Source organism: Variovorax paradoxus B4 (assembly GCF_000463015.1).
In the GTDB taxonomy this organism is placed as follows: Bacteria; Pseudomonadota; Gammaproteobacteria; order Burkholderiales; family Burkholderiaceae_C; genus Variovorax; species Variovorax paradoxus_E.
Map to the genome: position 1 here is coordinate 2,111,721 of NC_022247.1, position 14,046 is coordinate 2,125,766.

The window sequence follows — 14,046 nt, forward strand, 5'->3', positions numbered from 1 at the left end:
CAAGCCAAGGTGCAGAGCAGGACCACGACGACGGTGATGCTGGGGGTGGCGCAGACCCTGGCATGGGCATCGTCGTACTACCTTCCTGCGGTCCTGGCCGGCGCCATCAGCAGGGACATCGGCACTTCGACCTCCACGGTCTTCGGTGCATTCTCGGTGGCGCTGCTTGTCGCGGCCGCGATCGGGCCTTACTCGGGCCGGCTCATCGATCGCCTGGGTGGGCGACCGATTCTCATGGCCAGCAATCTGGTGTTCGCCGCCGGCCTGGCACTTCTGAGCCAAGCCGTCCACCCTGGCCACGTCTTTGCAGCCTGGGCCTTGATGGGCCTGGCAATGGGCAGCGGCCTCTACGAAGCCGCCTTCGCCACCGTGGTGCGCCTGCACGGCCAGAACGCGCGCAGAGCCATCACCGGCATCACGCTGTTCGCAGGCTTTGCGAGCACCGTGGGGTGGCCGCTGTCGGCCTACCTGGAAAGCACGGTGGGATGGCGCGGCGCCTGTCTTGCGTGGGCCGCGTTGCATCTGGTGGTCGGCCTGCCGCTCAATGCGCTGTTGCCTCGCGCTTCCCGCGCCGATTCGGCATCGAAGGAGACCGCGACCTCCGAGAAGGACGCCGGCCCCGGTCTCGCGCCCGCGCAACAGCGCCGTGCCGCAGTCCTGATGGCCTATGTGTTTGCAGTGACCTGGTTCATCAGCACGGCCATGGCCGCGCACCTGCCCGAGCTGCTGCTGGCCAGCGGCGCCACGCTCGCCGCGGCAGTGGGAATTGCCGCGCTGGTCGGGCCGGCGCAGGTGGCGGGACGGCTGATCGAGTTCACATTTCTGAAGCGCGCGCACCCCTTGCTGTCGGCCAGGCTGGCCACGCTGGCGCATCCGCTGGGCGCACTTTGTCTTGGCCTGTTCGGCACCTCGGCCGCCGCTGCCTTCGCTGTGCTCCACGGCTTGGGCAACGGCATTCTGACCATCGCCATCGGGACGCTTCCGCTCCTGATCTTCGGCGCCAAGGGCTACGGCCAGCGACAGGGGTTTCTGATGGTGCCGGCACGCCTCGTGCAGGCGGCCGCGCCATTCCTGTTCGGCATGGCCGTGGAGCGGTGGGGCGACGGTGCGCTGTGGTTTTCCGCCGGACTCGGCCTGTCCGCCTGCCTTGCGCTGGTGATCATGACCACCAGCATCAGGACGGCTCCGCATGCCGCGGAGGCGCATTGAAACCGGTGGCCTGACAGTCGAATGACCTACGACGTGATCATCATCGGCGGTGGCCAGGCGGCGCTCTCGGTGGCGTACTTCCTGCGACGTACGCAACGCTCGTTCCTGATTCTGGACGCCGAAGAACGCGGCGGCGGCGCCTGGCAGCACGGATGGGATTCATTGCGTCTGTTTTCACCGGCGGCTTGGAGTTCGATCGCGGGGTGGCCAATGCCGAGCGCAGGTACAACCTATCCCGGTCGCGACCATGTGGTGAATTACCTGCGGGACTACGAAAAGCGCTACGCACTCCCGATCGAGCGGCCGGTATTCGTATCCTCGATCACGCGCGATGCGCGGGGCTTCAGCGTGCAGGCCGCCGGCAGGACCTGGACGGCGCGAACGGTCGTCAGCGCAACGGGCACTTGGCGCAAACCTTTCATGCCCGTCTATCCGGGCATGCAGGATTTCGCCGGCCGCCAGCTCCACTCGGCGCACTACCGGAGTCCGGACGAATTCAGGGGCCAGCGGATCATGATCGTGGGCGGTGGAAACTCCGGTGCGCAGATCCTGGCCGAAGTGTCGCTCTCGGCAGACGAGACCGTGTGGGTCACGGAAGACGAGCCCACCTTTCTGCCAGATGACGTGGACGGCCGTGTGCTGTTCGAGCGTGCGACGGCGCGATGGCGTGCGCTGCAGGAAGGGCGAAGCATCGATGCGCTTCCTGGCGGATTCGGCGACATCGTCATGGTGCCGCCGGTGATGGACGCCCGTGCACGCGGGGTGCTGTCGTCCGTCAGACCTTTCCGTCGGATGACGTCCGAAGGCGCACTCTGGGACGACGGCACCGTTCGCGAATTCGATGCGGTGATCTGGTGCACAGGCTTTCGCGCGGCGTTGGACCATCTCATACCGCTCGACGCTGTCGAAGACGGAAGGGTCCCTGTCACCGGGACTTGCTCGCGAGATGTACCCGGACTCTGGCTGGTGGGCTATGGAGAATGGACCGGGCCGGCGTCGGCAACGCTCATCGGGGTGATGCGCACCGCAAGAAGCACAGCGGCCGAGGTCGACGAGTCCCTAAGAAGCTGAACGGATGCGCGTCTGTCGCGTGCGCGGAACCAGAGTGGGTCGGTAGAGAACATTGATCGTCCAACTCGTGCGAGGCCGGCAGCGAATGCCTACGACGACAACGCACAGCACTTCACCTCTCGACGGACTGACCCCGCGGTAGCTCGATGCTCGCTCTCAACCCTGCGCCCGGGCGATTTTCGAGAATCAACCGCCCACCGTGATAGGCCGCTGCGTCACGCGCGATGGCAAGGCCTAGTCCTACTCCTCCGCTCTCGAGGCTACGCGACGAGTCCAATCGAACAAAGGGTTCGACAACGCGCGTCAAGTCTGCGCCGGGTATGCCGGGCCCGTTGTCTTCAATCACCACGCGGACCGTACTTGGAGAGTCGTCGATTCGGACTTCCACCGTATCACCGTGGACTGCGGCGTTGTCGATCAGATTGACCACCGCACGCTTCAGTATCGACAGCTTTCCGACGTAGGGAGCCGATGGGACGCGCCTCAACCCCGACGATGGCACGAGACGGACCTTTCGTCCCAGAGCCTGCTCATCCTCGACAATGCTGGACAACAGCGCCTCCATGTTGATTGGCTGGAGGGGTTCGGCATCCTCAAGCCCACCCAGATAGGACAACACGCTGTTGACCATGCTCCGCATCGCGTCGATGTCGGCATTGAGCTTGTTCTGCAAGCCTGGGTCCTCCACCAGTTCAGTGCGCAACCGCATACGGGTGAGCGGCGTGCGCAGGTCGTGGGAGACGGCTGCGAGCGCTCTGCCGCGCTCGACCACCAGTTGGCGCAGACGCCGCTGCATGAAGTTGAAGGCTTCTGCGGCCCGGCGTACCTCGGTCGGCCCGACTTCCTCCAGCGGCGCGGCGTTGAGGTCGTGCGCGAAGGCGGTCGCCGCCGCGGCCATCTGCTCCAGCGGCCGCGTCGCCCAGCGCACGGCCACCAGCGACACCACGACGACCGCGCCGAGGGTCAGCGACACGTGCCAGAGAAAGCGCAACGGCAACGCGTCGAAGGCTGGCATCCCAGGATGGACGCGCCCGGCCGCCATCATGGCCGAACGGTCCTGCAGATGCAGCACCAGGCTGACCACCTGCGCGACGAACAGGCCGAGCACGAGGATCAGCGTCATTCGCCCAGACAGCGAACGCGGCACTAACTTGATGAGTTTCAGGTGCATGACGGCAAGCCCTCCACCGCAGCAGCCAACACGTAGCCTTCGCCGCGCACGGTCTTGATCAGCCGGGCTTCGCGTCCGTCGTCCTGCAGTCGCTGGCGCAGGCGGCTCACCTGGACATCGATGGCGCGGTCGTAAGGCTCGGCTTCGCGGCCATGGATCAGTTCCACCAGTTGATCGCGATTGAGCACCCGGTTGGGGTGATCGAGCAGGATGCGCAGCAGGCGGTACTCGGCACCCGACAACGGCGTCACCACGCCATCGGGCCCCGTGAGCGCCCGGGTGGCGGTGTCGAGCTTCCAGCCGGCGAAGACCAGGCAGCGCTGGGTATCGGGCTTGAGGTTGGGCGGCAACGCACGCGTGCGACGCAGGATGCCTTTGATGCGTGCCAGCAACTCGCGCGGGCTGAACGGCTTGACCAGGTAGTCGTCAGCGCCCATCTCGATGCCGAGGATGCGATCCGTCTCCTCGCCGCGCGCGGTGAGCATCAAGACGGGCAGGTTCGACTTCGCGCGCAGGTCGCGGCACAGCGTCAGCCCATCCGCGTCGGGGAGCATCAGGTCCAGCACGACCAAATCGACAGCGTGCTTGTTCAGCACTTGCCACAGTTCCCGGCCGCTGGCGGCCGGCACGGCGTCGAAACCATTGCGGGCCAGGTAATCCACCAGCAACTGCCGGATATCTGGGTCATCGTCGACGATCAGGATGCGGTCTTTGTGGTCCATGGCATGAGCGTCGTCCCGTACCGGACTCGGACGCGGCGAGTTTTGTATCGTAGTGTTGCATGACCCCAATCCGGCGGTTGGCGATGCAATTCCATGCTTGGCAGCAATCTACCGGAAGGGCCTCGCGCTTCCAATACGGGTCGTGGCCACATGCACGACATCGCGCAAGAGGTCATGTCAACGCCTTTCAACGCTGGAAGGTGCCCACTCGGTTCAGCATGGAGACTCAAGATGAAGCGTGCTCTCAAACTCTCAGTCGGCAGCATCGCCGCCGCGCTGGCGCTGGGTCTGACCGCGGCCACGGCGCTCGGTCAACCTTTTGGCGCGGGTCACGGCCCGATGCGTGGCATGGGCCAAGGCGTCGGGGCGGCCAGTCACGGCCGGATGGCCGGGCCGACCGCGATGCTGACGAAGCAGGATGCCGGATCGGCCGAAGACATGAACCTCGTGCACGACCTGCTGGCCAATAACACCAAGATCAAGCGCACTGTGACGATGCTGCCCGACGGCATACGCACGGTCACCGAATCCGATGATCCGCAGGTTGCACAGGCCATCAAGGCTCATGTGGCCAGCATGTCGCAGCGACTGCAGGATGGGCGCGAGTTCAACATTTTCAGCGGCACCCTGCCGGTGCTGTTCGAGAACCGGGAAAAGATCGCCGCAAAAGTCGAAACGACCGAGAAAGGCGCAGTCGTCACTCGCACCTCCACGGACGCCAAAGTGGTGGCCGCCCTGCAGGGACACGCCGGCGAGGTGACCGAACTGGTCCGCGATGGCATGGCGGCCATGCGCCGAGGCATGATGAGCCGCATCGCGATGGGCCCGGGCGGGATGGGTTCGAGCATGGGCCCCGGTTCTGACCGGCGCGGCGCGACGCCCGATCACACGCACTGATCCGACCGCGAAAGGCGCCTGTCGCCGAGCAGGGCGGAGCCTCGGCGCTGCGCAATCTTGCCCATCCAGAATGCTCGCTCACTTCTCTTCGGCGAGCGACCGGAAGGCCATTGCTTCCCTGGACCGGCGACGCGCAGGTCTTGCGACAGACGCATATCGCCATCGTTGTTTTGTCGGCCAGCGTAGCCATCGCCCCGCCGCCAAAAGGCGATACAAGACGGATGCTCACGCAATCTCGTCCCTGGCCTTCGCTGATCGGATGGGCATTGGCACCGAACGCGTCCGCCGGTAGCACCTCGGGCCTCATTGAATCGGAGAAACGCAATGCATCAACTCGTCGCAGCCGCTGCAGCTGCCTTGATAGGGGTATCGGTTACTTCAGCGGCCGAGCCTGCGGTCACGACATCCCGGCAGGAGGACGTGGCCCACAAGGGGGCCTCGGTGATGCCCTTCGATCTGGCGCGCACGACCCACTTCTTCGACGACACCCCGGACGGTGGCGTCGAAACCATCACGGCCAACGACCCGAAGGACGTGCGCCAGACCGCCCTCATTCGCTCGCATCTGGCGATCGAGGCAAGGCGCTTCGCCCGCGGCGACTTTTCTGACCCGGCGCGGATTCATGGGCAGGACATGGCTGGACTCACGGATCTGGCGCACGCTGGCGACAGGTTGCGGGTGTCGTATGCGAATGTTCCGGCCGGCGCACGCCTCACATTTGCGAGCGATGACCCTGCCGTGGTGACAGCCATCCACACCTGGTTCGCCGCCCAGCGTTCCGACCACGGCGCACATATGCATCTTCACCACAAATAGCGCGCAGCCTCGCAGGATCGGCCTTGCTTGATCCACGTCAATGTCTACCGCTGACGCGCCCGGATACTCGAGCGACCTGTTCGGCTTCGCCACGGAGATGTTTCGATGAGATACGTTCCCAGTCCGGCTTTCGCGCTGCCGAAATCGCTGGCGTCGATCAGGATGGTCATCCTGGCCATCAGGTCGGACGCGACCGCCGCGGGCACGAAGAGCAAAGGCGGGCGGCGGATCGAGCTTGGCGAGGGCGCCAACGGCGCAGCGCTGGGGCGCAAATGAACGCGCCCGTCACGCGCGTTCAGTTCGCATCGCCCGCGCCGTTGATCCGCGCCGAGCACCTGGTCAAGACCTACCGCGCTGGCGAGGTCGAGGTGCAGGCGATCAAGGGCGTCGACTTCACGATCGAGGCGCGATCCTTCGTCGCGTTCGTCGGCCCTTCGGGCAGCGGCAAGAGCACGCTGCTGAACATGATCGGCTGCCTCGACCACGCGACGAGCGGAACGCTCACGGTGCTTGGCAAGGACATTGGCAAGATGGATCGCCGTGCGGCCGCCGAATTCCGCGGGCAACACATCGGCTTCGTCTTTCAGAATTTCAACCTGATTCCGGTGCTCACCGTCTACGAGAACGTCGAGTACCCGCTCATCATGGTGCAGGACTGGCCCGAGGCGAAACGGCGCCAGCAGGTCGAACGACTGCTCGACGCCGTGGGTATGCGCGAACAGGCAGGGCAGCGCCCGGACCAGATCTCGGGGGGGCAGAAGCAGCGGGTGGCGGTTGCACGGGCGCTGGCGACCAACGCGCAACTTGTGCTGGCCGACGAGCCTACGGCCAACTTGGACCACGACACGGCACTGCGCGTCATCGAGCTGATGAAGAAGATGCGCGACGAGCTGGGCACCACCTTCGTCTTCTCGACCCACGACCCGAAGATCATGGACGAGGCGGAAGTCATCTTCGAGCTCGAGGACGGCCGGATCCGCCGTCAATCGCAGCCGGAAAGAAAGGCGTCCCTCCATGTTTAAGGTCTTGAAGATCGCGGCTCGCAGCCTCATGCGGTTTGGCCGGCGCACCTTTCTCACCTCGGCCTTGATCACGCTTGGGATCGTGGCGGTGCTGCTGTTCGTCGCCACCACCGGCTCGTTCAAGAGCATCATGATCGGCCAGTTCACCGATTCGATGCTGGGCCATCTGGAGGTGCACCGCAAAGGCTACGTCGCGTCGATCGACAGCCTGCCGCTGAACCTGAACATGCGGCCCCAGACAGTCAACAGGGTGGAGCAGACCCTGAAGGGCATGGATGCTGTGGAGGCCTACGCGCCGCGCGTCAAGCTGGGCGCCATGTTCAGCAACTTCACCGAAACCACGAGCGTGCGCATCAACGGCGTGGACCCGGCCAAGGAAGCCGCCACCACGCCCTTGCTTCCCGGGCGGTTGATCGGTGCGAAGCGGGAGGGTGTCCTGCTGACGCCGGGCGAGATCCTCATCCCCGAGCTGATCGCACGAGGGCTGAAGGTGAAGGTCGGCGACACGGTGGTCCTGGTTGCCACCAACGGCGATGGCTCGGTCAACGGCAAGACCTTCACAGTCGGTGGCGTGGTGCAGAGCGCGACCGGCCCGGGCGGCAAGGACGGCTACATCTCCATTGAAGACGCGCGTGCCCTGCTTCGCATGAAGGAGGCCGAGGTCAGCGAATTCGCGATCCGGCTCAAGGAGCCGGCACAACTCGACAAGGTTTACGCGGACCTGAGTCGCGCGCTGGGCGCGTCAGTCGGCAAGCCCACCGAGCCGAATGATGGGGTTGGTGGTGGGTCGGGGAGCGGTCCGGGCCTGGAAGTGCACACCTGGGCGGATCTGTCGCCGTTTTCGAGCATCGTGCGCATGATCGATCTGCTGGCGATCTTCATCAAGGTCATGCTGGTCTCGATCGTTCTGATCAGCGTGATGAACGTGATGATGATGGCGGTCTACGAACGGATCCGCGAGATCGGGACCCTCTCCGCCATCGGCACGCCGCCGCGGAGAATCCTCTCGCTGTTTCTGACCGAAGGACTGCTGCTCGGGCTGGGCGGGACGGCGATCGGCACGGCGATCAGCCTCGTGGCCATCTACGCGCTGAACATCTGGAAGCCGGCCTTCCGTTTCGGTATGCAGTCGGCGCCCGTGACGTTGTCTCCCTCCGTGACCGTCGGTGACGTGGGGATCATCGCCGCATTGGTGATTGTCATGTCGGCGCTCGCCAGCCTGCAGCCGGCCTGGAAGGCCTCGCGCATGGACCCGGTGACGGCGCTGGGCCACGTGTGAATCGACAGGACCATCATGAAGAAACTGCTGTACCTTGCTCTGTGTCTGCTTGCACTGCCGGCGATGGCGCTCGATGGGACGCAGATTCTCCAGCAGGTCGATCGCAACCTCGAGCCCGAGTCCTACGAGTCCTATCGCAAGCTGATCGACATCCAGCCCGACGGCAGCCAGAAGGAATCAGTGCTCTACACCATGAAGAAGGGCCGGGACAAGGTCGTGGCACTGTTTCTCCTGCCGCCCAGCGACAAGGGGCGAGTCACCCTGCGGTTGGAAGAGAACATGTGGCTGTACATGCCCGACGTGGGCCGCGCGATCCGCATCACGAGCCTGCAGTCGGTCACGGGCAGCGTCTTCAACAATGCCGACATCATGCGCATCGATTACGGAGCCGAGTACAACGTGGAATCGCTCGACGAGCAGAAGGACGCGCTGGTGCTGTCGCTGAAGGCGAAGACCGGCGAGATCGCCTACGATCGGCTGAAGATGTGGGTGGACAGGCAGCTCCTGCTGCCGGTGACCATCGAATGCTACGCGGCCAGCGGTCTGCTGATCAAGACTCTGCGCTTCAAGGACGTCAAGGATTTCGGCGGCGGCATCAAGCGCCCGGCGACGCTGGAGACGGACAGCCCGCTGCAGAAGGGCTACAAGTCGGTGATGTTGTGGTCGGGCCTCAAAAAGCGTGAATTCCCTGACGAGATATTCACGCTCAACTATCTGCCGCGGGTCCAAGAGTTGAGGAAATGACCGTCGCAAGGAAGCTGCGCGTCGGAGCCGTCGTTCCGCTGCTGGCATGGACGGCACTCGGGCACGCGCAAGAGTACAGCTTCGATGCTTCCGAGTTCGAGAAGAAACCGTTCGAACTGGGCGGCTATGTGCAGTTCAAGCAGGAGAGCTTCTCGTTCAGCCGCGACACGGCCTTCTACAAGCTCGGCTTCTACAACCAGGCTCAGCGAGAAAGCCTGGACCGCAGTTCCGCAACGCTGCAGTTGGCCGGCAAGCTGCGCAAGGGTATGGGTACCTTCGACTTCCGGCTCAACGCAGATGTGCAACGCGACCAGCTTGCGCACGGTCACAACAACAGCGTTTACGAGGCCGCCTACTCGATTCGTCCCACCCCGGGCTTGACGCTGGAAGTCGGCAAGCGTTCGCTCAAGTGGGGCAAGGGCTACGCATGGAATCCGGTCGGCTTTGTCGAGCGGCCCAAGGACCCGAACGACCCCCAGCTCGCGCGCGAGGGCTTCGTGATGGCGAACGCCGACTGGATCGCGAGCCCGGGCGGCGACCTCCAGACGATTGCCTTCACGCCGGTCCTGCTGCCTGTGAGCGGCGGTGTCAACCAAGACTTCGGGGCCCCAGGCCACTTGAATCCCGCCGCCAAGCTCTACTTGCTCTACCGCGATACCGACATTGATTTTGTATGGCAGGGCAAGGGCAGCCGACCGGCCCGTTTCGGCATGGATTTCTCGCGCAACCTTGCGTCGAACATCGAGATCCACGGCGAATGGGCACGCATCCGGAAGTTCACCCGGCCTGTCACCACCGCCGCCGGCACCGTGACGAACGAGGTCGGAAACGCCACCAGCTACCTGATCGGGCTGCGCTATCTCACTGCGAACGACACCACGTATATCGTCGAGTACTACCGCAACGGCGCCGGATACGCCGAGCCCGAAGCGCGCCAGTTCTACGAGCTGGTGGACACGGGGTACGGGCAACTGCAGCGCACGGGCAGCAGTCCCCTGTTCCAGAAGGCGCTGTCGCTGGCCCAGGGCAGCTACGGTCGGCCGAATGCCGGACGAGACTATGTTTACTTCCGCGCGCAGGTGAAAGACGCGCTGGGCATCGTCTACTTCACGCCTTCCCTCACCGCCATCGTGAACCGGCAGGACCGCAGCTTCCAGATCGCGCCGGAGCTGCAGTACACCGGCATCAAGAACCTCGAGTTGCGTCTGCGGCTGTTGTTTTTGCACGGCCGCAGTGGCACCGATTTCGGCGAGAAGCAGGTATCGCGCAAGCTTGAGTTCCATGCGCGGTATTACTTTTGATGCTTTGATGCCGGACGGGGGAAAGCGCGCGCCGCGGGATATCAGACATCACGATTGCCCATTCCTGCCGCCATTCAGTATTTGGGCTATACCAGACCGGTCGCCAGTCCAACGCCGATCAGCAGCATCGCCCCAGTCACCGCGATCTGCACAGCGCGCAGCGTCACTTTTTGAAGCATGCGCTTGCCCATGAATGAACCGACAAAAGCGCAGATCGTGCCCACCGCAACAGGCGCGAGCAGTTCCTGCGACTGAGCAAGGTTGCTCGCCATGAAGCTGGCGCCATAAACCACCAGTCGCGCAGCGTCGACGATGACGGCTGAAACGACGCCTGTAGCGACGAACGCCTCTTTCGATAGGCCACTTTTCAACAGGAAGGCCGAGCGCAGTGCGCCTTGGTTCCCTGACAGGCCACCGAAGAAACCGGACAGCGCGCCTCCCAGTGGCAGCCAACTCGGCGGGAACGCCAGCGCTTGAAAGCGGGGTGACAACTCCAAGAGGGCGAATGCCACGATCAGGGAGCCTATGACGGCCTTGATCATGGTGATCTCGAATGTCGATTCGCCAACGGCGTAACTCGCAATGACCGGCATCTTGTCGAACAGATGGATGAGACTTGCCCCCGCCAAGGCGGCGATAGCGGCAGGCACACTGAAGCGTGCCACGACCCGCCAGTCAGCCTGCTTGGCCATCAAGCCGAACTTGAAAATGTTGTTGGCGAAATGCACAACAGCGGTGGCTGCGATCGCCAGCGGCAACGGGAAGAACAACGCGAAAACCGGCATCAGAACTGTGCCAAGACCGAAGCCGGAAAAAAAGTGTCAGGCCAGAGATGAGTAGCGCCGAGACGCCAATCAAGACAAGTTCCATTCCCGAGCCTCCGTCAAATAATTGAATTTCAATATCGATATTCGATTATTATGAACCGATCCCTTTTGAAATCAAAGGAACCGATGACCAACACGCACACTGGCGACCGCAACCCGGGGTCTGTTTTTCTTATCTTTCTGCGTCTTGGGTTGACCTCTTTCGGCGGTCCCATCGCACACTTGGGCTACTTTCGCGATGAGTTCGTCACACGGCGGCGCTGGTTGTCCGAGCGCAGCTATGCAGACTTGGTGGCGCTGTGCCAATTCCTGCCGGGGCCTGCAAGCAGCCAGGTCGGCATGGCATTGGGCCTGTCCCGGTCGGGCTACGCCGGGGCGCTGGCCGCCTGGGCCGGCTTCACACTGCCTTCAGCCGTTGCCTTGATCCTGTTCGCGCTGGGCATTTCCACCTACGGCAATGCCATATCGCCAGGCGCGCTGCATGGTCTGAAAGTGGTGGCAGTCGCGGTCGTCGCCCAGGCGGTATGGGGCATGGCACGCAACCTCTGTACGGATGTGCCGCGTATCACCATCATGGCGATTGCGACCTGTGTCGTTCTGCTTGTCCCGTCCGCATGGGGGCAGGTCGGCATGATTGCTGCTGCGGGCATCGCTGGACTGCTGCTGTTCAAGCCTGCTCAGGACGGCGCACATGATCCGCTGCCGATCACGGTCAGCCGCCGTGTCGGCGCGATCTGGTTGACGCTGTTCTTCGCTCTGCTGGTCGGTCTGCCGGTTTTGGCTCAACTGATGCCAAGTCAACCCATGGCCGTGGTGGACGCTTTCTTCCGTGCCGGGTCACTGGTTTTCGGCGGTGGCCACGTCGTGCTGCCGCTGCTGCAAGCTGAGGTGGTGCCCTCCGGCTGGGTCAGCAATGACGCCTTCCTGGCGGGGTACGGTGCTGCGCAGGCGGTGCCCGGCCCCCTGTTCACGTTCGCCTCGTTTCTTGGGGCCTCCATGAGCACAACGCCTTCCGGATGGATCGGCGGCACGATCTGCCTGCTGGCGATCTTTGCGCCGTCATTCTTGCTGGTCGTCGGTGCTTTGCCTTTTTGGGAGCGGCTGCGGCACAGCATGCGCACTCAAGCGGCGCTGGCCGGGGTCAATGCTGCCGTGGTCGGTCTCCTGCTGGCTGCGCTCTATCAGCCGGTATGGACGAGCGCCATTCATCAGCCCCGAGATTTCGGGCTGGCTCTGGTGGCCCTCGTCGCACTGATGTTCTGGAAGCTCCCGCCCTGGTTGGTCGTCATCGGTAGCGGTGCGGCAGGCTGGTTGCTGAGTGCCGTTCTGTGAGACTGTGCCATGACCGATAAAGACCTCTACGGCGGCCTGATCCGCCTGCACATCCTGCACCTCGCAGCCGTGGAACCGATCTTCGGACTCGGCATCATTGAGGAGCTACGGCATCACGGATATGAGATGAGCGCCGGAACGCTGTACCCGATGCTGCATGGACTGGAGAAAAAGGGTTATCTGACGTCGCGTCACGAGCGTACTGGGCGGCGGGGGCGGCGCGTCTACGAGATCACCGGGCAAGGCCGGATTGCGCTTGCCGAGGCGCGAGCGAAGGTCAAGGAACTGTTCGGGGAACTGATCGAGGGTCACTGAGCCTGGTGTTATCGTCAGATCGAGCGCAGGGGGTGGTGAACGGGACGCGCATCACCTGCAGCGTGACGTGCTCGATTCCGAAGCGGTCGTGCAGTTGCCCGGTTGCCCGCTGCAGGAAGGCATCGTCTGCATGGCCCTCGGGCATCACCAGGTGCGCGGTCATGGCGATCTCGGACGTTCCCATGGCCCACACGTGCAGGTCGTGCACCCGCGCCACGCCGGGCAGGGCCTCGAGCAGGGCCTGCACCTCATGGAGGTCCACGCTTTCGGGCACGCCATCGAACAAGAGGTGCAGGGATTGCTTGAACAGGCTGGCGGTGCCAACGACGATGACGGCGGCGATCACCAGGCTGGCCACTGGGTCGAGCCAGGTCCAGCCGAACCACAGCGTCAGGCTGCCGGCCACCACCACGCCGGCCGATACCAGCGCGTCGGCCGCCATGTGAAGGAAGGCGCCGCGGATGTTGAGATCGCCCTCGCGGCCGCGCATGAACAGCAGCGCGGTGATCGTGTTGACGACGATGCCGACGCCGGCGACCAGCATGATCGTGAGGCCATCAATGGGTTCGGGTGACTGCAGCCTGTGCACCGCCTCCCAGGCCAGGGATCCCATCGCCACCAGCAACAGCAGCGCATTGATGAAGGCGGCCAGGATGCTTGCGCGCTTCCACCCATAGGTGTGGCGTGCATTGGGTCGCAGCCGGCTGGCCAGGGCTGCGCCCCAGGCCAGAACAAGGCCAATGACGTCGCTCAGGTTGTGCCCTGCGTCGGCCAGCAGGGCCAGGGAATTGATCCTCCAGCCGTAGAAGGCCTCGACGACAACGAATGCCATGTTCAGGCCAATGCCGATGGCAAAGGCGGCATTGAAACCGGCCGCGCCGTGGCCGTGGTCATGCCCTGTGCTCACGGAGGGGGCTCCTTCCGCCGCAGGACGCCCGACAACGCGGTACCGGGCGCCACGGTGTTGAACACCGTGCCGTACTTCTTCACGTTTTCATGGAGAAGATCGAGCCGCCTGTCGGACTCGTCGGTGTCGACCACAATTTCGTAGGTGATGGATTCCAGGCGCGGCGGCACATCCTGCCGCACGCCGTGCACGCGAACGTCGACGCCCTGCAATTTGAACTTCAAGATCGGAGCGACACGCTCGATGCCTTTGATCATGCAGGCCGACAGGGCCGCCAGCAGCAGTTCTGCTGGATTGAAAGCCTTTGGGTTGCCGGCCAGGTCGGTGTCCAGCGACACGGTGGCCTCTTTGCAGCGAGCCTCGCTGAGCTGTGCGCTCAGGCGAACCGCAACGACGTCGAACTGCATCTTGCCCATGGGCTGAGCGGTTCAAA

15 protein-coding genes and 1 pseudogene are annotated in these 14,046 nt (G+C 63.9%); 11 read left to right on the forward strand and 5 right to left on the reverse strand.

What is annotated here, in order from left to right; genetic code table 11:
• Positions 1–9 precede the first annotated feature (9 nt).
• Both VAPA_RS09845 and VAPA_RS09850 read left to right on the forward strand, forming a co-directional pair.
• Positions 10–1,209 (forward strand): MFS transporter, encoded by a 1,200-nt coding sequence (locus VAPA_RS09845; RefSeq protein ID WP_021006612.1) that lies wholly within the window; start codon positions 10–12, stop codon positions 1,207–1,209.
• A gap of 21 nt (positions 1,210–1,230) precedes the next feature.
• A complete protein-coding gene (locus VAPA_RS09850; protein ID WP_021006613.1) occupies positions 1,231–2,280 on the forward strand; it encodes an ArsO family NAD(P)H-dependent flavin-containing monooxygenase in 1,050 nt (349 codons plus the stop codon).
• A gap of 112 nt (positions 2,281–2,392) precedes the next feature.
• Here the strand turns inward: VAPA_RS09850 and VAPA_RS09855 are convergent, their stop codons facing one another.
• Both VAPA_RS09855 and VAPA_RS09860 read right to left on the reverse strand, forming a co-directional pair.
• A complete protein-coding gene (locus tag VAPA_RS09855) occupies positions 2,393–3,451 on the reverse strand; it encodes an ATP-binding protein (RefSeq protein ID WP_021006614.1) in 1,059 nt (352 codons plus the stop codon).
• Positions 3,442–4,173, reverse strand: coding sequence for a response regulator (locus VAPA_RS09860; protein ID WP_021006615.1), 732 nt, complete (start codon positions 4,171–4,173; stop codon positions 3,442–3,444). Before VAPA_RS09860 ends, VAPA_RS09855 begins: the two co-directional genes overlap by 10 nt.
• 231 nt (positions 4,174–4,404) lie before the next feature.
• Between VAPA_RS09860 and VAPA_RS33550 the strand changes: the two genes are divergently transcribed.
• From VAPA_RS33550 to VAPA_RS09890, 7 genes are all read left to right on the forward strand, one after another.
• Positions 4,405–5,070, forward strand: coding sequence for a hypothetical protein (locus VAPA_RS33550; protein ID WP_051255316.1), 666 nt, complete (start codon positions 4,405–4,407; stop codon positions 5,068–5,070).
• 324 nt (positions 5,071–5,394) lie between these two features.
• On the forward strand, positions 5,395–5,886 hold the full coding sequence (locus tag VAPA_RS09870; RefSeq protein ID WP_021006617.1) for a hypothetical protein: 492 nt from the start codon (positions 5,395–5,397) through the stop codon (positions 5,884–5,886).
• A 105-nt stretch (positions 5,887–5,991) separates the two neighbouring features.
• A complete protein-coding gene (locus tag VAPA_RS34410; RefSeq protein WP_155248059.1) occupies positions 5,992–6,162 on the forward strand; it encodes a hypothetical protein in 171 nt (56 codons plus the stop codon).
• Positions 6,159–6,908, forward strand: a complete 750-nt coding sequence (locus tag VAPA_RS09875) for an ABC transporter ATP-binding protein (RefSeq protein WP_021006618.1) — start codon at positions 6,159–6,161, stop codon at positions 6,906–6,908. The genes VAPA_RS34410 and VAPA_RS09875 overlap by 4 nt, the downstream gene beginning before the upstream one ends.
• Positions 6,901–8,187, forward strand: coding sequence for an ABC transporter permease (locus tag VAPA_RS09880; RefSeq protein ID WP_021006619.1), 1,287 nt, complete (start codon positions 6,901–6,903; stop codon positions 8,185–8,187). Before VAPA_RS09875 ends, VAPA_RS09880 begins: the two co-directional genes overlap by 8 nt.
• A gap of 15 nt (positions 8,188–8,202) precedes the next feature.
• Positions 8,203–8,931, forward strand: coding sequence for an outer membrane lipoprotein-sorting protein (locus VAPA_RS09885; RefSeq protein WP_021006620.1), 729 nt, complete (start codon positions 8,203–8,205; stop codon positions 8,929–8,931).
• The gene (locus VAPA_RS09890) at positions 8,928–10,232 is read left to right on the forward strand and encodes a hypothetical protein (protein ID WP_021006621.1); all 1,305 of its coding nucleotides are present in this window, start codon (positions 8,928–8,930) and stop codon (positions 10,230–10,232) included. The genes VAPA_RS09885 and VAPA_RS09890 overlap by 4 nt, the downstream gene beginning before the upstream one ends.
• An 86-nt stretch (positions 10,233–10,318) precedes the next feature.
• On the opposite strand, the pseudogene VAPA_RS09895 reads toward VAPA_RS09890, so the two are convergent.
• A pseudogene (locus VAPA_RS09895) lies at positions 10,319–11,035 on the reverse strand (TSUP family transporter); the annotation flags it as partial.
• Between the two features lie 150 nt (positions 11,036–11,185).
• Between VAPA_RS09895 and chrA the strand changes: the two are divergent.
• Together chrA and VAPA_RS09905 are read left to right on the forward strand one after the other, a co-directional pair.
• The gene (chrA, locus tag VAPA_RS09900; RefSeq protein ID WP_021006623.1) at positions 11,186–12,391 is read left to right on the forward strand and encodes a chromate efflux transporter; all 1,206 of its coding nucleotides are present in this window, start codon (positions 11,186–11,188) and stop codon (positions 12,389–12,391) included.
• A gap of 9 nt (positions 12,392–12,400) precedes the next feature.
• A complete protein-coding gene (locus VAPA_RS09905; RefSeq protein ID WP_021006624.1) occupies positions 12,401–12,706 on the forward strand; it encodes a PadR family transcriptional regulator in 306 nt (101 codons plus the stop codon).
• Here the strand turns inward: VAPA_RS09905 and VAPA_RS09910 are convergent.
• Positions 12,669–13,613 (reverse strand): cation diffusion facilitator family transporter, encoded by a 945-nt coding sequence (locus VAPA_RS09910; protein ID WP_021006625.1) that lies wholly within the window; start codon positions 13,611–13,613, stop codon positions 12,669–12,671. The genes VAPA_RS09905 and VAPA_RS09910 overlap by 38 nt on opposite strands.
• Complete coding sequence (locus VAPA_RS09915; protein ID WP_021006626.1) at positions 13,610–14,029, reverse strand: OsmC family protein; 420 nt, start codon at positions 14,027–14,029, stop codon at positions 13,610–13,612. The genes VAPA_RS09910 and VAPA_RS09915 overlap by 4 nt, the downstream gene beginning before the upstream one ends.
• Positions 14,030–14,046 lie beyond the last annotated feature (17 nt).

Excerpts from the sequence above, each read along its gene's own strand:
- VAPA_RS09850 (WP_021006613.1), top strand. The coding sequence starts at position 1,231 with ATGACCTACGACGTGATCATCATCGGCGGTGGCCAGGCGGCGCTCTCG.
- VAPA_RS09855 (WP_021006614.1), bottom strand. The coding sequence starts at position 3,451 with ATGCACCTGAAACTCATCAAGTTAGTGCCGCGTTCGCTGTCTGGGCGA.
- VAPA_RS09860 (WP_021006615.1), bottom strand. The coding sequence starts at position 4,173 with ATGGACCACAAAGACCGCATCCTGATCGTCGACGATGACCCAGATATC.
- VAPA_RS33550 (WP_051255316.1), top strand. The coding sequence starts at position 4,405 with ATGAAGCGTGCTCTCAAACTCTCAGTCGGCAGCATCGCCGCCGCGCTG.
- VAPA_RS09870 (WP_021006617.1), top strand. The coding sequence starts at position 5,395 with ATGCATCAACTCGTCGCAGCCGCTGCAGCTGCCTTGATAGGGGTATCG.
- VAPA_RS34410 (WP_155248059.1), top strand. The coding sequence starts at position 5,992 with ATGAGATACGTTCCCAGTCCGGCTTTCGCGCTGCCGAAATCGCTGGCG.
- VAPA_RS09875 (WP_021006618.1), top strand. The coding sequence starts at position 6,159 with ATGAACGCGCCCGTCACGCGCGTTCAGTTCGCATCGCCCGCGCCGTTG.
- VAPA_RS09880 (WP_021006619.1), top strand. The coding sequence starts at position 6,901 with ATGTTTAAGGTCTTGAAGATCGCGGCTCGCAGCCTCATGCGGTTTGGC.
- VAPA_RS09885 (WP_021006620.1), top strand. The coding sequence starts at position 8,203 with ATGAAGAAACTGCTGTACCTTGCTCTGTGTCTGCTTGCACTGCCGGCG.
- VAPA_RS09890 (WP_021006621.1), top strand. The coding sequence starts at position 8,928 with ATGACCGTCGCAAGGAAGCTGCGCGTCGGAGCCGTCGTTCCGCTGCTG.
- chrA (WP_021006623.1), top strand. The coding sequence starts at position 11,186 with ATGACCAACACGCACACTGGCGACCGCAACCCGGGGTCTGTTTTTCTT.
- VAPA_RS09905 (WP_021006624.1), top strand. The coding sequence starts at position 12,401 with ATGACCGATAAAGACCTCTACGGCGGCCTGATCCGCCTGCACATCCTG.
- VAPA_RS09915 (WP_021006626.1), bottom strand. The coding sequence starts at position 14,029 with ATGGGCAAGATGCAGTTCGACGTCGTTGCGGTTCGCCTGAGCGCACAG.